Annotated in this window: 19 protein-coding genes; 8 read left to right on the forward strand and 11 right to left on the reverse strand. The window is 35.8% G+C overall.

From position 1 onward, the window contains the following. Positions 1-253 precede the first annotated feature (253 nt). The 7 genes from PXG98_RS03020 to PXG98_RS03050 all read left to right on the forward strand — a co-directional run bounded on the left by PXG98_RS03020 (position 254) and on the right by PXG98_RS03050 (position 5,466). A complete protein-coding gene (locus tag PXG98_RS03020; protein WP_276388926.1) occupies positions 254-649 on the forward strand; it encodes a hypothetical protein in 396 nt (131 codons plus the stop codon). A gap of 38 nt (positions 650-687) precedes the next feature. Further along, positions 688-1,203, forward strand: a complete 516-nt coding sequence (locus PXG98_RS03025; RefSeq protein WP_276388927.1) for a thermonuclease family protein — start codon at positions 688-690, stop codon at positions 1,201-1,203. A gap of 130 nt (positions 1,204-1,333) precedes the next feature. Further along, positions 1,334-1,663, forward strand: coding sequence for a YegP family protein (locus PXG98_RS03030; RefSeq protein ID WP_276388928.1), 330 nt, complete (start codon positions 1,334-1,336; stop codon positions 1,661-1,663). 178 nt (positions 1,664-1,841) lie between these two features. Next, complete coding sequence (locus PXG98_RS03035) at positions 1,842-2,444, forward strand: hypothetical protein (RefSeq protein WP_276388929.1); 603 nt, start codon at positions 1,842-1,844, stop codon at positions 2,442-2,444. Positions 2,445-2,461: 17 nt separating this feature from the next. Next, entirely contained in the window at positions 2,462-3,064 is a 603-nt protein-coding gene (locus tag PXG98_RS03040; RefSeq protein ID WP_276388930.1) for an RNA polymerase sigma factor, read from the forward strand. Further along, positions 3,061-3,636 carry a hypothetical protein gene (locus PXG98_RS03045; protein WP_276388931.1) on the forward strand — a complete coding sequence of 192 codons (576 nt, stop codon included), beginning with the start codon at positions 3,061-3,063 and terminating at the stop codon, positions 3,634-3,636. Before PXG98_RS03040 ends, PXG98_RS03045 begins: the two co-directional genes overlap by 4 nt. Positions 3,637-3,858: 222 nt before the next feature. Further along, on the forward strand, positions 3,859-5,466 hold the full coding sequence (locus PXG98_RS03050) for a carboxypeptidase-like regulatory domain-containing protein (RefSeq protein ID WP_276388932.1): 1,608 nt from the start codon (positions 3,859-3,861) through the stop codon (positions 5,464-5,466). Between the two features lie 51 nt (positions 5,467-5,517). Here PXG98_RS03050 and PXG98_RS03055 read toward each other — a convergent pair whose 3' ends face one another. Further along, positions 5,518-6,789: a hypothetical protein gene (locus PXG98_RS03055; protein ID WP_276388933.1), complete on the reverse strand. Its 1,272-nt coding sequence runs from the start codon at positions 6,787-6,789 to the stop codon at positions 5,518-5,520. A gap of 149 nt (positions 6,790-6,938) precedes the next feature. Here PXG98_RS03055 and PXG98_RS03060 point away from each other — a divergent pair, with 149 nt between their 5' ends. Next, positions 6,939-8,102: a LamG domain-containing protein gene (locus PXG98_RS03060; protein ID WP_276388934.1), complete on the forward strand. Its 1,164-nt coding sequence runs from the start codon at positions 6,939-6,941 to the stop codon at positions 8,100-8,102. 442 nt (positions 8,103-8,544) lie between these two features. Here the strand turns inward: PXG98_RS03060 and PXG98_RS03065 are convergent, their stop codons facing one another. The 10 genes from PXG98_RS03065 to PXG98_RS03110 form a co-directional block, all read right to left on the reverse strand. Beyond that, complete coding sequence (locus PXG98_RS03065; RefSeq protein WP_276388935.1) at positions 8,545-8,766, reverse strand: hypothetical protein; 222 nt, start codon at positions 8,764-8,766, stop codon at positions 8,545-8,547. 92 nt (positions 8,767-8,858) lie between these two features. After that, the gene (locus PXG98_RS03070; protein WP_276388936.1) at positions 8,859-9,443 is read right to left on the reverse strand and encodes a DJ-1/PfpI family protein; all 585 of its coding nucleotides are present in this window, start codon (positions 9,441-9,443) and stop codon (positions 8,859-8,861) included. Positions 9,444-9,494: 51 nt separating this feature from the next. Continuing rightward, positions 9,495-9,830, reverse strand: coding sequence for an avidin-fold protein (locus tag PXG98_RS03075; RefSeq protein WP_276388937.1), 336 nt, complete (start codon positions 9,828-9,830; stop codon positions 9,495-9,497). A 12-nt stretch (positions 9,831-9,842) separates the two neighbouring features. Then, positions 9,843-10,451 (reverse strand): GNAT family N-acetyltransferase, encoded by a 609-nt coding sequence (locus PXG98_RS03080; RefSeq protein ID WP_276388938.1) that lies wholly within the window; start codon positions 10,449-10,451, stop codon positions 9,843-9,845. A gap of 2 nt (positions 10,452-10,453) precedes the next feature. Then, positions 10,454-10,903, reverse strand: coding sequence for a VOC family protein (locus PXG98_RS03085; RefSeq protein WP_276388939.1), 450 nt, complete (start codon positions 10,901-10,903; stop codon positions 10,454-10,456). A 9-nt stretch (positions 10,904-10,912) separates the two neighbouring features. After that, the gene (locus PXG98_RS03090; RefSeq protein WP_276388940.1) at positions 10,913-11,278 is read right to left on the reverse strand and encodes a cupin domain-containing protein; all 366 of its coding nucleotides are present in this window, start codon (positions 11,276-11,278) and stop codon (positions 10,913-10,915) included. A gap of 163 nt (positions 11,279-11,441) precedes the next feature. Continuing rightward, positions 11,442-12,413: a hypothetical protein gene (locus PXG98_RS03095; RefSeq protein WP_276388941.1), complete on the reverse strand. Its 972-nt coding sequence runs from the start codon at positions 12,411-12,413 to the stop codon at positions 11,442-11,444. A gap of 130 nt (positions 12,414-12,543) precedes the next feature. Then, positions 12,544-14,007 carry a serine hydrolase gene (locus PXG98_RS03100; protein WP_276388942.1) on the reverse strand — a complete coding sequence of 488 codons (1,464 nt, stop codon included), beginning with the start codon at positions 14,005-14,007 and terminating at the stop codon, positions 12,544-12,546. Between the two features lie 49 nt (positions 14,008-14,056). Further along, entirely contained in the window at positions 14,057-15,658 is a 1,602-nt protein-coding gene (locus PXG98_RS03105; protein WP_276388943.1) for a S41 family peptidase, read from the reverse strand. A gap of 35 nt (positions 15,659-15,693) precedes the next feature. Beyond that, the gene (locus PXG98_RS03110) at positions 15,694-16,977 is read right to left on the reverse strand and encodes a M20 metallopeptidase family protein (RefSeq protein WP_276388944.1); all 1,284 of its coding nucleotides are present in this window, start codon (positions 16,975-16,977) and stop codon (positions 15,694-15,696) included. Positions 16,978-17,128 lie beyond the last annotated feature (151 nt).

Below are 17,128 nucleotides of genomic sequence, written 5' to 3' on the forward strand. Positions count from 1 at the left end.
GAAAAAAGCCCTCTATGTAAAATATCTTTACAGAAAGTGTACAATATTTTTACAGTATTACAGAGGTGTCGCAACTCAAAAAGGTTGTTTTAAGCACCTTGTTTTCTTTAGAGACTTCGGGTTTTTAGAATTGTGACAAAGAAGCAGTTGTAGCCTAAACTTTATCCTTGGGATGGATAAAGTTCCATATATGTTTAGCCGAATAAAATGCCATCAATTTTGTACTTTAGTGAGGCAGGATTCTTAAAAAGGGATGAAGAAGAAATTAGAAAATTTGGAAAATCAAATAGGCCAATTGTTGCTTGTGGTACTTATCGTACTACTTTTCGTTAGTTGTTCCAGTTCAGATGAGGGGAAAGGAGATCCGGAACTAACTCCCCTTGCTGTATCCGATTGTGTTGAAAATGGTGCTTTGGGAAATATCGAACTAAATCACGGGCACGAACTTTCAATCAGCAAAGAGGACATAATAGCGGCCAAAGAAAAGACCTACAACATTCAGGGTTTCTCAGAGCACAACCATACTATTACGATAAGCTCCGCGGATTTCAGCGAATTAAAGAAACCCACTCGACTTAGAGTGGTAGACATTTATTCTTCTACCTTTGAGGACCACAGACATTCTGTAATAATCTTTTGTTCACCTTAAACCCAATTCGTACCATCATTAGAGCCCTTCCCTGACCTATGCCATCGTTCTACAAACCAGCCACATCCTTTGCGTATTTAGTATTTATCTCTATTAGCTTTACCATCTTTCAGGTTTCCTGCAGGAATCCAGGGTTAAAAACAGAGAAAGTAAGCGGAAAAGTCATCTCCATTGCAGATGGAGATACGTTTAGACTTCTTAAAAGTGATAATACCATTATCAAAGTTAGAATTGCCAACATTGATTGTCCGGAAAGAAAACAGCCCTTTTCTGCCAAAGCCACCCAATTAACTACCAAGCTTATTTTTGAGAAAAACGTTACCCTTAACATTTTAACGAAAGATAAATATGGCCGAAGCGTTGCAGAGGTTAAATGTAAGGGGAAGAATGTTGGAGAAGAGCTTCTTGCCAATGGCCTGGCTTGGCATTTTGTAAGGTATTCCTCCAATGCAAAACTACAGGCATTAGAAGATAAGGCCAAAAAAAAGAAGCTAGGCCTTTGGTACGATAAAAAACCCATCCCGCCATGGGATTGGCGTAGAGGAGTGCGCTAATAAATTTTAGTTTTAACCCAGTTTATTCTAAAGCTAGGCGTAAAGAAAATAGAATTGATGTTTATTAGCTTTTCATTGGCTTAAATGCCAATTTTTCATTAGTTTTAGTGAGTACTAAAAACATAATTAAATGGGAAAGTTTGCAATAAATACAGACAAAGGAGGAAAGTTTAGATTTAATTTAAAAGCGACTAATGGCCAGGTTATTTTAAGTAGCCAGGGGTATGCTACCAAAGCGAGTTGCGATAATGGAATTGAATCTGTTCGAAAAAACTCGCAGAGTGATGAGCGTTTTGACAGAAAAACTGGAAAAAACGGCAGCACTTATTTTAACCTTATGGCTACTAACGGACAGGTAATTGGAACCAGTCAAATGTACTCCAGTCCTGCGGCTATGGAAAATGGTATTGCATCCGTTAAAACTAACGCTCCCGATGCTAGTGTAGAGGAAGGCGAATAAGACTATTATGGTGTTCTTTTAGAGAACATTGTATTTAAAGGCAGCTATTTTTATAGTTGCCTTTTTTTGTAGCATATTTTAGATTAAAAAAGTGTGCTCAGTTTCAAATAATCTTTTATTGAACCTTTATGCTGTTAGCGTGTATATTAAGAAAACAGACAACATAAAAATAGAACTTATGAAATATTTAAAAGTAAAACTACTGGAGCTTGGATTACTTTGCATTGCATTTGTACTAGTATCCTTCACTTTTGCATCTGACGAAAGAATAAAAGGATGGTTCCTGGCAGGAAGTACACCGGAATACTACAAGATAGGGCTTGAGGATAATTCTGAAAAGGGCGGCAAGGTTGCTTACCTAAGGTCTACTAGAAAAAAAATAGAAAATGGGTTCGGAACTATTATGCAGAACTTTGAACCTACAGACTTTTTGGGTAAAAAGGTGAAACTCACAGGAAGTATTAAATCTTCAAACCTAGATGATTGGGCAGGAATGTGGATGAGAGTGGATGGTAATAAAGGTCGAAAAAATAAAGTCTTAGCTTTTGACAATATGCAAGACAGGCCAATAAGGGGAACTACAGATTGGACAGATTATGAGATTATTTTAGAGGTCCCTACTAATGCAAAAGGAATTTCCTACGGCGTTTTTATAAATGGAACCGGAAAGGTTTTAATACATCACTTTAATTTTGAAATCCTGACTGATACTGCGGAAAGCACAGGAAATATGATGAAATTAAAAAAACCTACGAATACTAATTTTGACGAGTATAATTAATTCTAAAGCTTAAGCTATTGCCTTTTCAATTTAATATTGATTATAAAAACATATCAGATGAACAATTAGTGTTCTATGTTACCAAGGGAAGGGAAAAAGCATTTAATGAAATTTATAGAAGGTTTTCAGGACCCCTGTTTCTGTTCTTCTATCAAAGACTATGGCAAAATAGAGACAGGGCTGAAGATTTTGTGCAAGATTTATTTCTTAAAGTAATAGAAAAAGCAGAATTTTTTGATCGAGACAGAAACTTTAAAACATGGATATATACCATTGCCTATAATATGTGCAAGAATGAATACAGAAGAAATAAGGTTAGAGATATAGATATCCGCTTATCAGAAAAAGGCCTTCAAGAATTAAAGAGTATGGATTTGGCTCCTGTTGACAAATCTCTCGACCTATCTCTTTTTAGCCAAAGGCTGCGTTTGGAACTTGATCGATTGGATCAGAAATATAGCCTAACATTCATCCTCCGTCATGAACATAACTTATCCATTAAAGCCATTGCAGAAATAATGAATTGTCCGCCAGGAACTGTAAAGTCTAGATTATTCTATGGGACAAAACAATTGTCGAGCCGGTTAAATATGTTTAGACCAACAAAGTTGTATAAATGAATAGTAAATTAGAAAATTTTCTCCTCACCAAGGATTATAAGGATCTTTCTCCTCAAGAAAAACTATACGTGAGCTCTTTTATTAAGGAAATAGAGTACACAGAATTCCGCGGTTTTTTGAAGAAATCCAGAGAAGCATTTCGGATGGAGAAAGCAACTGTTGTGGAACCAAATATTAATAACGGAATTCTTCTTCAATCCCTCAGGGAAAGGTATCCAATTAAAAAATATGCTTCTATTAAAGGTAGCCTTAAGCGTTTTACAGATTATTCAACCCCAAAATATTTAGCACTTGCTGCAACATTAGTCTTATGTATATCCATTCTTGCGGTTTATATAAACGTCAAAATGATGGATATAGAGTCGGACGTTGCAACGGAGTATCTGCTGGAAGGAAAAGAAACGATTGCCAACCCGAAATCCAGTAATGAAATCTATTCTCCAGAAGTTACTAACTTATATTCCAAGGAAAACGATTCGCTTAACAGAGAATTAGATAAGATGAACGAACATTTAGTGATAAAGACCCAAGGCTTAGACGTGGAAATTATTAATCCTGCGGAAGAATTGTAGAAAGCCTGGCTTAGGTAATAGACTTATGAAGAATCAAAAGGGACTTATCCATCCGATGATAAGGAAGGTTATTCCAAAGTTTTCTGCTTGGATCTATATATTTTCCGCAAGAGGAAGGCCTATGGTAGGAGAGGAAATAATATTTTAAAATTAACATTTAGGGGGTATTGCCTATTTAATGGCAAGGGTATTAGAAAAATATATTAGTAATCTTTTTAATCTATGGAGAAAAAATTATCAGCTCACCTATTTTTTCTTTTTCTTTTTCTGCTTACGGCCAAGCTTTTTGCCCAACAACAAGAATATATTGCCGGTAGACTGTTTGATTCTCAAACAAATGAACCTTTGGTATTTGCGAATATTAGAATAAAGGAGAGGGCCTTGGGCATAATTACCAACGCAGATGGCAGCTACCGAATTCCTCTGAAGTACAAAGATTATGGCGATATCATTGAGATATCTTCTATGGGCTACGAAACCAAGGAAATCGCAATAGAAGAACTCCTGTTGAATGACTTGAATATAACTACTTTGAATCCGGCCGTATTCGATTTGGATGAAGCCGTAGTAAGTGCTGAGGGTAAACGAAAACGAAATTTGAATGCCAAACAAATAGTACAACGCGCTATTGATGCAATCCCCAGAAATTTTCCTTCTTCTTCTTTTTCTACCATAGGCTATTACCGTGACTACCAGTTAAAGGATGGCTCATACGTAAACCTGAACGAAGCTATCCTTGAGGTTTTTGATCAGGGTTTTGATCAATTAGACGATGGAACTTCAGAAACCAACCTATTTCATTTCGCTTTAAACGAAGATTTTGAACAAGACTCTCTGGCTCGAATAGCATATGATTATCAATCGTATACAAAGACTATTAAAAAGGCACACCTAGATGCCCATGGCGGTAATGAATTTAGAATACTGAGAATTCATGATGCGATTAGAAATTACAATGTGGGTTCCTTTGATTTTGTTGGCACCCTAAAAACCGACTTTATAAAAAAACATTTTTTTATGAGGAGTAGGGATACCCGTGTTGATAATGAAGAGCTGTATTCAATTAAGTTTTGGGTGTTCTACCCCAATTATCGTGCAAATGGAACCATATACATTTCCAAATTAGATTTTGCCATTTATAAATTGGAATATACCATGTATGACGACAAGAAACGGAATAATTCCCGGAAGAAAAACAAGCATGGTCATATACAAAAGGTAATTTATGACATTACCACTGATTATAGAAAACTAGATAATAAAATGTATTTAAACTATATCTCTTTCCATAATAGTTTTCAAATAAGAAAGCCCCCCAAATTTGTCTTAGATTCTACCCTTGTTAATATGCCAGGCGGCTATTACATGTTATATTTTAATAATCCTGTGGATTCCTTATCGGCCGTGAAGCATAAAAATTATGATATTCGATTCGATCAACAGAAGTTTAAAATTGAGGAAATAATAGTATCCAAAGACTCCGTTAAACTTTATGGGGACAAAAGTTTTTTAAAAGCCTTAGATAATGTGAGGGGCCTGACCAGCGGTTTAATAAATAAAGGGCGAGCTTCTGAAGTTGCACAAATGTTTAAAGTAATGGTAAAAAATATCAGAGACGTTGATGGTAATTTAGTTAACGAACATGAAATTCAGGAATACCAACAGTTCAGAGAGTTTTTTTCACAGCGCATCAAACCCAACAGAAACGCTCCGACTGATATTATATTTATGGATAAAAGAAAACCTATATTCATTGATCAGCCTTTATCGAGACCCGAGAATTACAATGATTTTTGGATGAATAGCCCTTTAAAAGAGACTTTAAATTAAGGATGTTTATCAGAAAGGCTGTGATCAGCTAAGAATATGCTGGTTTACACTTTAGTCTTTAAAGGCATAGACTGGGTTGTGTTCTTGTCGTAAAATAACATTTCTAACCGAGCCTGCTCCTTCCATATGAATGCTTATTCCAATAATTTTTTTAGGGACTTTGGGCACCTCAGTAGAGAAGACCAACCTGCCATCTATAGAGACATCTAACTTCTGGTTTTTAGATATACACTTTAAATCCACATAATCGCTAAAGTCTACACCGAATCCGGATAAGTCGTTCTTCTTGCCGTCAAAAAATTTTTCAAATGCCATTAAAGTCAATTCAGAGATACAACCTTTTTTAGACAGGGGTATCCCAATTGCACCGCCCTCGTAAAGAACATATACCAATGCTCTCTGGCATGCACCACTAAGCCCTTCCCCAAAGTCGTTTTTTAGAGTTACTGACATTTCAAAACTATTGGTATCCAATTCACCAAAGTCTTTCACCTGATAAAAACTGACAAATATTTCAGATGCCCTTGGATCCAGATTATGGGCGGAAACAACTTCGGGGGAAATGGCTAATTTACCTTCTTTCAAAATATCGGAAGAATTCAGATAAATTGGGCGAGGTTCCTGTTCAATCATGCCCAACCAATCTTCTGTGGTTATAAAAACATCATTCTCTTTAACTATACTATCGTCTACGACTAACTTTGATTTAAAAAATCCGGGGTGATAGTAGATAGAAGTCGCAATACTGTCTTTTCTAGCTAGGCTGATTCGCTTACTATCATCCCAACTTTGCTGAATTTCAATTTTCGAATTATCGTCGGCAGCAGAAACGTCGTATTCAAAAATAACCGAATTGGGAATTCCTTTACTGACAGGTCTACTTTTAAAAACAAAATTTTCCGGTTGTAAGGAAGCAGTAATTCTTGGGCCATCCGATTTTTTTTGCCAAAAAACCCATACTAGAGTGCTTATAAGGATCAATGCCGCGAAAGAAATCCCAATCTTTACAAGCTTAGATTTTCTTAAGGTTTTTTCTTTTGGCCCCTGTAATTTCTTCGCCTGTACAAATGCCCTCCAGTGTTCGTAGCCCAAAAATTCGGATAGAATATCTAAGGTAACGGCGCTGGGGTTGGCCACCCATTCGGCACGGCCCCAAATTCTTTTCAGAGTGGTAACACTTAGTCTTTTACTTGTGGTATCAAAAATCAGCTGACTTAGCTTTTCAAAGTCCTTGTTACTCCATGTATCGCCTGCACCCCAACCCAGATGACTTTCGATTGCCATTACCAAATGCTCTTTCATGTATAAAGTTGATTTATCCATAAATGTAAAAAGGGCTTAGCAAGTGACAGAGTTTGAACAGAATTAAACAAGATTGAACAAGGTGAACGAAGGCCTGAATACCGATTGGGTATTATTTTTAGCCAAAACCAAATTTAGTTTTTAAATACAACTAGTGCAAAATTAAGAATATGATGAGAAAGTTAGGAATTGGATTAAGCATGCTATTACTCGCAGGAATGGCATACGGGCAAAAGAAAAAAGAGGAAAAAGAAATCCTTGTTCCCATGGATGAAAAACATTGGGCGTCAATGACCGATAATGTTGAATTTATCACCTATAAATCTGTTTCGGCCGTTCGCAGCAAAGACAAGGAAGGTTTTGGCATACTACTTAAGGATCTGATTTTTACAGATGGAACCATTGAATTTGATGTGGAGTTAAAAGGCAGTGGATTTCCGGGAATTGATTTTAGAATAAGTGAGGACACTTTGAATTCAGAAAAATTTTATATCCGGTATTTCGGAACTCCAGATGGTTTAAAAAGAACAACACTTCAGTATGCCGCCGTCCTAGACAGAGTAAATATGTGGGATGTTACCGACGACTACCAGGCAGCAGCCAAAATTTACGAGGGGAAATGGAACCATGTGAAATTGGTTGTTTCAGGAAAACAAATGAAGGTCTATGTAAACGATATGCAAAGGGCTGCCCTTCACATACCAGCGCTCGAGGGCATAAGCAACTCTGGAGCAATTTCTCTTAGCGGAAATGTCATCTATGCAAATCTGGTGATCAAACCGAATGCGACTGAAAACTTAGCTCCAAACGAAGGATATGACCCAACCTATAATGATTCGCGCTACTTGCGAAATTGGCTGGTGACAGAACCTATTGACTTCCCTTTTGGCAGGGATGTAATAAAACCAGATTCCGGCACCCTCATTGATACTGCATTGTTAGATAGCACCGCGGTTTGGAAACCTTTAAGAGCCGATCGCAGGGCCTTGGTTAACCTTACCAGATTATATGGCGAAACAGAAGAAGGCCAACGGAAACTGGCTTGGGTAAAAAAGACCATTTCCTCAGACACAGATCAAAAAAAACGTGTCGATATGGGCTTTAGCGATGAGATTTGGGTGTTTATTAATGGCCAGCCTTTGCACGTCGATAAAAACTATTATGGGTCTCCCGGTATGAAAGAGCCTAGAGGAAGATGTACTATAGAGAATACGTCCTTCGTATTACCTTTGCAAAAAGGGGAAAACGAGGTCTTGATTGGGGTAAGCAACTACTTCTTTGGCTGGGGCTTAATTGCACGTGTTCAGGATACGGATGGTTTGGAATTTGATTAAGGCTTCTTCACATTAAATAGTGTTTCTATTGAACTTTGAATATTAATAACAGAAGAATTAAAAAAGGGCAACATTTCTATTGCCCTTTTTTTTAAGATGAATTTCCATAAATGCGCACTCAATTATTGTTTTACCGCTTGCCAATAACTTGTATTATTGGATCAATATTTTCATTAGCTGTACTTTCTAACAAAGTACAACTTTTCAGGCACACTGATTATCTTGATAACACATCCTTATTGCCGTGATTCCCTTTTTAAGGTTTGGTCGAAGGTTTGATAAAAATACTCATGCTGGCTTCCAGAGTATATAGTATTATTTAGATATCGCAACTATTTTATTTGCTCGCTTCTCATATATGGGATGAACTTCACTGACATGTGCAATTTAAAATTGGAAAATATCATAGATGGGAGAATCAAAATTCGAATAAGAAAAGGCCCTAATTACAAGCCCCCCGTGTATAATTATCTATGCCATTACATTCGGCAGTAGAAGGATTATCATAAGTAACCCCGTTGCATCCGCAAACCGGGTCTAGTTCAAAAGTTACTACACAACTTTCTTTCTTTTGCTCTCTGCATTCTTCATTAATTTCATCATCCTCATTACAGCTTACACCAATTAGCAAAATGGCAACCATTATAGTAAATCTTCTTTTCACAACGTCTTATTTAATTTTATACACTTAACTTTTTTGAACTTCATTTCTTTGCCAATTATTTAACCTTTCCCAGAACAATCCATTTTCACACCTTATCTATCATATTCCATATACTCAGCAGTTTGTTCCGCAGTTTTCTTTCCTAAAAGTTTTTCTACAATGTGAAATGATAAATCAATTCCGGCAGAAATACCTCCTGAGGTGTAGATGTTTCCCGAATTCACGAATCGCTTTCTGTGCTGAGGTTTCCCTGTAGGCACAAGCCTTTCAAGGTCATCGTACACTTGATGGTGGGTGCAGTAAGGTTTATGATCTAAAAGACCTAGTTTACCTAACAAACGAGCTCCTGAACAGATGCTTAGTATCAGTTCAGTTTTTTTGGAAACTTGGTTTAACCAATTCAAAACCTTCCTATTTTCCATCAATTTTCGCGATCCTGATCCTCCAGCGATTATCAAGATGTCAATAGTGGGGCAAGTATTAAAATCATATTTTGGGTTTACCGATAACCCATTAACCGCAATTACTGGTTCTAGGTTCTCACCTACTGTGAATACTTCAAACGGTACAAAATTATTCAGTTCCGAGGTCACAGAAAACACTTCAAACGGACCAGCAAAATCTAAAACTTCTGCATTATCAAAAATTAAAATTCCAATATTCCTTTTCTTCATCATTTGTATTAATTGTTAGCTATTTAATCCAGCATTTATCGGTAAAATCATCCTCTATAGCTCTTCCAAAACAGACCTGCCTCTAGATCTGTCACCAGAGGTCCACTCCCAAGTCTCGTAGAGGCGTATCTTTCCATTTAGCATAACCTCTGGTTTTGAGGAGCATTTTCCCGTCCTCAATTCACCATGAACATTTACTTGATGGTAGCGCATTTCAATTGCACCATCATTATTAACTAAACCAATGAGATGACCTTGTATGATTTTACCTCCACTGTAATTAGAAGTTAGTATAGAACCATCTTGTTTATACTCAAAAACCATTTTTTCAGAAGTTTCTGCATTTATGCTATTCTCTAAAAGTCTAAACCTTTTGTTGTTGTAATTCATAACGCAAATAAGTTATTCGAATTCTTCAAAATGACGAATCTTCAATTCTTGCCAATCTTCTCTAATTATGCTGTAGTAAACATCATGTCTACTTTTACCCGTGGAATCAACATAGTTGTTCCTGAAAATACCTTCTTTTTTGGCGCCTAACTTTTCAATGGCCTTTTGTGAGCGTATGTTTTCCAAATCGGCGCTAAACTGAATCCGCCTAAACCCTATGACTTCAAACCCATATCGCAAAAGTTCATATTTACAGGCTTTGTTTAAACCAGTTCCCTGAAAATCTGCACCGTACCAGGTCCAGCCAATTTCACATTTCTCACTGGCTAAGTTGATGTTTCCAAAACGAGTGCATCCTGCAACGGCATCTTTTGTTTTATCAATAATGACAAACGGATAGCAGATGCCATCTTCTTTTGATTTAATTGTGTTTTTTTTATAGATTTCAAAGTCTTTTTTGTTGCGAATGTACATGCCCATGTATTTCCATATGTTGTCATTAAAAATAATTGATTTGAGTTCCTGCTCATGAGTCTCTTCAAAGGGTATTAACCGCACCCGATCATTTTCTAGTTTTATTTGAGAATGTAGTAGTTCCTTTTTCAGTTTAATAAGCGACATAATTAAGCTCTTTGCCAGTTTTGTAATTCAATTAAATTTCCTTCAGGGTCTTTGGCATAAACAAAGGTCAGAATTCCAATATTTTCCACTTCTTTTTGCGTGACTTCTCCCGTTGTTTTACCACCATTCGCAATTAAGGTATTAAGCAATTTTTCCACATTCTCCACCTCAAAGGCTATGTGTCCATATCCATTCGTATTCGGAGCTCTGACACCTTGATTATCTATGAGTCCATACTGATAAATTTCTAATGTAGGTCCATTTTCATCATATCCAGGAAGCAATAGATGTGCACCTTGTAAGTGTGCGTTCTTAAGTCCTGTACCCTTGTCCAACCATGTGCCAGATTGTTCCCGAATGGGTGGGACGAGTTTACAATTGAAAGTATTGATATAAAAGTCTGCAAGAGCTTTCCAATCATTACTGACTATATTGATATGCGCAAATCTCATGAGTACTACTTAAATTTTGTCTAAATCAGCTAGGGTCAAGTTATTGTCTACATTTCCCGTATTTAGGGTGGACGAGGGTTCAAATAGCATTATATGAACTTCGTCGGGTGCATAAGGTTTGTGGTCCGTTCCTTTAGGAATAATAACAAATTCACCCGCCTTAAGATTAAGTGTTTGATCCTCTATCTCAATAAACAATTCTCCATTTATAACATAGAAAAATTCATCCTCATTATCGTGATGATGCATGACAAACTCGCCTTTAAACTTTGCAATTTTGACCATTTGTTGGTTAAGTTCACCCACTACCTTAGGAGACCAATATTCACTAAAAGATTTGAGCTTTTGCGCAATGTTTACCTTTTTTATCTTCATAATTTTAGGTGTGTTTGTATTCTTCTTCTTTAAAACTTGAGAAAAAATCTTTTTTTTTAGCTGTGGCACCTATGCGTTGATAAAACTGAGGAGCCTCTAATGTTTTCAGAATTTGAAAAGAACAGCTAACATTGTATTCCCATCCTCATTATGACAATTAATTTTAACTCTTTTTCAAAATCCATTGCATTAGCTCCTCCTTATCTATGCTATTCCAGGTTGACTGAGTATTCTTTTTTTGGGAAATATCTTCATCTGATTGTAACACAACGAGTTCTGTGTCATTATTTCCAATCAGTTGTAATTCAGCTAAAAACCCAACCATATCTGTTGAATTGTTTTCATACAAAGTTCTGAGGTACTTCTTTAATCTATACTTTATCGCCGGGTCAATGTAAGCTCTCACCGCGTATTCCTTGTAATTCTCAATATTCCTATTTTTTTCATCAAAGTAGCTGTATGATGAAAAAATATGATAATTCTCTGGTGCCGTTTTAGGTGTTCCCTTTAAATGTGTTTCCAACATGTAGTTTATGAATCTAGCCTCCCAAAGGTCAATATGATTAATTCTAATATCACGTTTATGCTGATACCATTTTCTAGTCCAATCCATTGTTAAATTACTAATGACAATTCCTTTGATGTTTAACCGAAAACTGTCACTTTCTTTGTCAATAGATTCTATATATTTCAAGGCTCTATGCCCTACCAGACCTGTACCTAAAAAAAATATATTTTCATTCGGCAAATCATATTTGGAAAAAGCTTTTTGAATTTGGACGGTTGTGGAAAATGAAGATTGGTCAGAAAAATAAAAATCAAAAGGAATTTCGGTTGAAACAGATAATACCGCAAAACCTTTTTCAGAGGCATGCTTATAAAGCTGCTTGCCATTTTTATTCTTTTGATCAAATCCCGAATCCTCCAGAAAAATAAGCACCCCTTTAAGGCTTTTTTCTTCTGGAAGCATTAGCGTAAAGCCACTCTGAATGTAGGGTAAAAAGTCATTGCCCATTCCAATTCTAAGACTATCATTCGTTATTGGCTGATAAGATTCAACAATTTTTTGTGAAAAGGACTTCAGGCTCAAAATGGTAACAAAGAATAAAACAAATAACCTACAAGGTAGTTTCATAATAGTTTATTTTTAAATCTGTGCAAAATGCTTTTACAGTAGTTGTGATAATTTCACTATAAACCGATAATTTAATAATACATATTTACATCTTTTTTCCAACGGACCATAAAACACACACTTTTTAGTACTATTCGTTTTTCAGTTTATTAATACTATTAATCATCCCTTCGTTATAATGGTATTCGTTCTTTTCATTTAAGCGCAAAGCTTTCTCATAATACTTAAGTGCATTTAAAGTATCTCCTTCTATTTCATAGGTTTCAGCCAAGCCTGCAGATGCAATCCATGAATTTGGATAGGCATCTGCATACATTTTGAATACTTGAAGAGCTTTTTTAGAATTGTCATTCCACACGTGAGAATTTCCAACTCCATTAAAGTTGCTTTTTAAGTTATCAAAGCGAGAGTTTGGATTTTCTTGATTTAGTTTCTTTAATAATTGGGCAGCTCTATCAAATTCATCATTTAGTACCAAATCCATAATATCTTCTTCAAGAGTTAATCCTCTACCCTTCAATTCTGGTAATACAATTCTAGCAACATCATTAATTATTATATCAAAGGCAGGAGTTTGATACCCATTACTTAGTAGCATTATTGTCGTATTGCTTTTAGGAAAGAATCTGTAAGCTGTAGAATTTCCCCCTGAGAAACCATAAGACTCCAAACCATTTACATAATATCGACCCCAACCATGCAGAAAATCATCTTTTTGGTACTTAAAGTTATTTGTAAATGCGAATGGAGACCACATAGCCGATTTAACCTCTGGGCCTATTAGTACATCAGCTTTTAATTGTTTATCCCATTTTATGAAATTGCTGAGGGTTATATTCAGCCCATTTCCCGAATGGCCTCTTATACCAGAATTATTTGTGTCTTTTACAAACTTCTTATTTCTATCACTATAATAATATCTAGTTGCTCGATTTGGAATGCCCTCGAGGGCATTGGACGAAAACAAAACACCATTAAAGGAACCATCGAATTGATTTTTAAGAATATATTCTTCAAACTGATTTCCTGTAATTTTTTCAATTATTTGAGCCAGAAACCAATAATTGGTTTGGTTATAACTAAATTGATACCCCGTTACAAATTGCATCTTCTCCTGCAATAGTTTTTCCATCAACTCTTCGTCTGATAGGGTACTTTTATATCTCATGATATCTGGTAAACCTGAAGAATGACTTAATAGGTTTTTGATTTTGATTTGTTGCCATTCCCTAGGCAAACCATCCAAGTATTTCGATAGGTCATCCTCTACTTTTAACTCTCCATCTTCGATAAGTTGAAATATCCCTGTAGCCGTTATTAGCTTGGTAGTTGAAAAAACTCTAAACAACGTATTCTTATCTACTAAGGTGCTATCTTCTATAGAGGCGTTTCCAAAATAATTTTCATAGACTATTTTGTCTCCCTCAACTATAGCCAAAGCCAAGCCAGGGATATTGTGCAAATCCATTAAACTAATAAGATATTCATCAATTCTTACCTCATTCTCGTACTCCTTGGATTTTTTTTCTGAATTAGAACAAGAAAAACTGATAAACAAAAGCAAAAGGATGGAAAGAGTATTTAATAGTTTCATTTTTAAATTCTGATTTTTATTGCATTGATAATGTCTAATACCAACTTTTCTAATGTTCGAAACTCTTAGACTTTTTAAACGATATTTTGGCCTCCTCCTCATTCCCTGCTTTTAGATACGCATCTCCCAAATTTTCCCAAGCACTAGAAGAAGAAGGAAATAATCTTGTGACAAATGAAAAAACACCTATCCCCGCCTGAATTGCAGGCATTCTTCCACTCTTAACCAAGTGCGCTCCCGCCTTGCTAATTTCAGACTCAAAATCAAAAAAGTCATATCTCTCATCTTTAATCATTTTTGGCACCTCTTCATCCAATTGTTGTATTTCGCCTCTTACGAACATGTCGGTGATGTATCTCATTGGGTTGGGTTTAAAATTGGCATCTGAAAAAGCTAAGGCCGCATCCAATACAGGATCTTTATTGGTTGAATATTCCGCAAAACTTATATCAATTGGAATGGCTGGTGCCAACCATTCAGCATTTTGCCATGCAGGTTTGTCTTGCCACCAGGCAAATGATATATAAACCGGATGAAGTGTGTTCGGTAAGACTAGCGGCCGACTATCCCCATAGAAATTAATATTCTCAGCCGTTGGCTCACCCAAAAAAATTACATTAGTATAATTATCTAGTTCGTTAACTAGATTCTGACAAGCAGAAAATGTTCTTCTACCTATAATGACAAAAAGACTTCCAACCGTATTTATCTTCTTGTTCTCTATGATTTTTGTAACCAATGATCTATTCTTAAAGTTGTTCCCTCCACCGTTTAATCGAACGTCAATAATTAATTTTTCAACATCTTCCTTTTGAATAAAATCAAATAAGCGAGAATAAAAAGTTTCCAACTTTTCGGTTGGATCATCCTCTATTTGGCTTAGTCTTACAAATACTGCTTTTTCTTGGGGTAAATGTTTAAAAAAATACATTTTATCTAGATGATCCAGATATAATGGAATGGTATTTTGTGTCCGGGATTCAAACCAGTTTTCATCTTGAAACACATAACCATATTTTCGAGGTACTTCTTGCCCAACTGGCAATGCATTGAATTCCTTTTGAAATACTTCACCATTCTTCTCCAGAGTGAAACTAACCGAATTCTCAAGATTAGAAGTGATTCCTTGGGCATGCAACACCTCTGTAATTGTTAAAAAATTTATTCCATTACTTTTAAAGTATTGTGTATTCTCCGCACTAACTACTGGATAAACCTTTTCCAAAGCATCCATTATAGGTATTCCATTTACTTCTAGAACTTTGGCACCGACGAAGTCTTTATAATTTTTATGAACACCTTGCAGATAAATCCCATCAGAAAACTGATATAAATTTAAAGGCAAATAGTGGAATTTGAAAGGTTCGATGTTAAAGGCAACAGCCATATGTCCATATTCAAATAGCCCGATGATTCTAGACAAACCAACTATTATTTCATGACTTTCCAAAGAGGGTATTTGGTTGAATAACTTCTCCACTTCAGCATCAAAGATTTCCGCTGTTGTTTTAACAAATAGGAAGGAATAGTCTTCATGTATAGTTTTTTGCAAAAACATAAGGTCATTTTGCCAATCCTTTACGGTTGGTGTTTCCTGGGCAAATATCAATAGTGATACAAGTATAAAAAATAGAGTGCTTAGCTTTTTCATGATTTAATTAATGTTATTCTTAATGCTTTTCTGTTCTAATTACCTTTTACTTTAGTATGATTTGTCCTATCCTTCAAAAAAAATGAAAAATAGTTCACACCATGCTTAATGACTTCTTCATCCACCATGAATTCGGAGGTATGAGGTAAGGCAACGATTCCTTTATTTTTATTGGAAGCTCCCAATAGAAACATTACTCCCGGTACCTCATATTGATAGTAAATAAAATCTTCGTTGGAATAAGGCACTTGGCCATAAAAGGTCGTTACCCGTTCATCGCCATACATATCCTTTAAAGCAGCCAAACTCTCGTAGGTTAACTTTGGATCATTGACAACGGTTGGCCTCTCGGCGGTAAATGATGTTTCCAGAAGATATTTACCATATTTGGAATTTTCTACTTGGTGGGTAATTTCTTTAGTTATTGTCTCCAATCGGGTAGAGTCAGTCTCGTAATATGTGCATTCAAACGAAGTTTTCTTATTGCCTTTATCGATAGCGATATTCGAACCAATAATGAAAAAATTCTTATAAATCGTATTCGGGTTCTCCAATCCATAATCTGGATGCGTTAAGTATTTCAAGGACCATGGAGCGCTTTTTGACTTATGCCGCACAAATTCTTGTATTGTATTCTCGAAGAAGCTTTTAAAGCCCTTTTCATCAATTGATTTATCAAATATCAATTTGATTCTCCTTTGGTAGGCAAACAGTTCGCCGGGTTTTGAACTAACAGTACCTACTTCCGTGGGAAAAACATGAAGTCCAAATATTTCATCTGGTTGGATTTCTTTAAATAGCCCATTTTCAATCATATTTTTTGCTCCCTTAAAAGACTCTTCGGCTGGTTGGAAAATAAAATACACTGTACCTATACTGTCTTTAATTTTTGATAGCATGTTGGCGATGCCAAGACCAATTGTAGTATGTACGTCGTGCCCGCAAATATGCGCAGCTTGGGGGTTAGCATTAGGTTTATTGTTGAAGGTATGGAGTGCGGCATCCATGTCAGCTCTCCAAGCAACCTTCTTTCCATTTTGTATTTTGCCTTTTAGAATTCCAACCACCCCATATCCGCCAAAACCAGTTTTAACTACTAAGCCCAAATTCTGTAAATATTCTTTGACAATTATAGAAGTTCTTTTTTCACTTCCTGCCAGTTCAGGATTGTCGTGTAAATCATTTCTTATAGCCACAAGCTCCTCAAAAATATCTTCCACTTGAATTGAAGAAACATTGTCGAAATTTTGCGCCCTTGAATCATATAACCCACTAAGGAGAAAAACTAAACTACATATAGTAAATAATACTAATTTCATACTCTTCATTCATTGCATACTAATTCCTCAATACATCCTCTCTATAAGTACGTTCTTATTGCTATTGTAGTGAGGGAACCAATTATTTTAAAGTTTTAGACCAACAAAGAAAACTTAAAAATATTCATCAATTTTAGACGATTGACGATCG

The sequence above is a fragment of the Eudoraea chungangensis genome, from assembly GCF_029360665.1.
Lineage (GTDB): Bacteria > Bacteroidota > Bacteroidia > Flavobacteriales > Flavobacteriaceae > Eudoraea > Eudoraea chungangensis.

Coding starts and splice junctions, on each gene's coding strand:
- PXG98_RS03020 (WP_276388926.1), top strand. CDS start 254: ATGAAGAAGAAATTAGAAAATTTGGAAAATCAAATAGGCCAATTGTTG.
- PXG98_RS03025 (WP_276388927.1), top strand. CDS start 688: ATGCCATCGTTCTACAAACCAGCCACATCCTTTGCGTATTTAGTATTT.
- PXG98_RS03030 (WP_276388928.1), top strand. CDS start 1,334: ATGGGAAAGTTTGCAATAAATACAGACAAAGGAGGAAAGTTTAGATTT.
- PXG98_RS03035 (WP_276388929.1), top strand. CDS start 1,842: ATGAAATATTTAAAAGTAAAACTACTGGAGCTTGGATTACTTTGCATT.
- PXG98_RS03045 (WP_276388931.1), top strand. CDS start 3,061: ATGAATAGTAAATTAGAAAATTTTCTCCTCACCAAGGATTATAAGGAT.
- PXG98_RS03050 (WP_276388932.1), top strand. CDS start 3,859: ATGGAGAAAAAATTATCAGCTCACCTATTTTTTCTTTTTCTTTTTCTG.
- PXG98_RS03055 (WP_276388933.1), bottom strand. CDS start 6,789: ATGGATAAATCAACTTTATACATGAAAGAGCATTTGGTAATGGCAATC.
- PXG98_RS03060 (WP_276388934.1), top strand. CDS start 6,939: ATGATGAGAAAGTTAGGAATTGGATTAAGCATGCTATTACTCGCAGGA.
- PXG98_RS03070 (WP_276388936.1), bottom strand. CDS start 9,443: ATGATGAAGAAAAGGAATATTGGAATTTTAATTTTTGATAATGCAGAA.
- PXG98_RS03075 (WP_276388937.1), bottom strand. CDS start 9,830: ATGAATTACAACAACAAAAGGTTTAGACTTTTAGAGAATAGCATAAAT.
- PXG98_RS03080 (WP_276388938.1), bottom strand. CDS start 10,451: ATGTCGCTTATTAAACTGAAAAAGGAACTACTACATTCTCAAATAAAA.
- PXG98_RS03085 (WP_276388939.1), bottom strand. CDS start 10,903: ATGAGATTTGCGCATATCAATATAGTCAGTAATGATTGGAAAGCTCTT.
- PXG98_RS03090 (WP_276388940.1), bottom strand. CDS start 11,278: ATGAAGATAAAAAAGGTAAACATTGCGCAAAAGCTCAAATCTTTTAGT.
- PXG98_RS03095 (WP_276388941.1), bottom strand. CDS start 12,413: ATGAAACTACCTTGTAGGTTATTTGTTTTATTCTTTGTTACCATTTTG.
- PXG98_RS03100 (WP_276388942.1), bottom strand. CDS start 14,007: ATGAAACTATTAAATACTCTTTCCATCCTTTTGCTTTTGTTTATCAGT.
- PXG98_RS03105 (WP_276388943.1), bottom strand. CDS start 15,658: ATGAAAAAGCTAAGCACTCTATTTTTTATACTTGTATCACTATTGATA.
- PXG98_RS03110 (WP_276388944.1), bottom strand. CDS start 16,977: ATGAAATTAGTATTATTTACTATATGTAGTTTAGTTTTTCTCCTTAGT.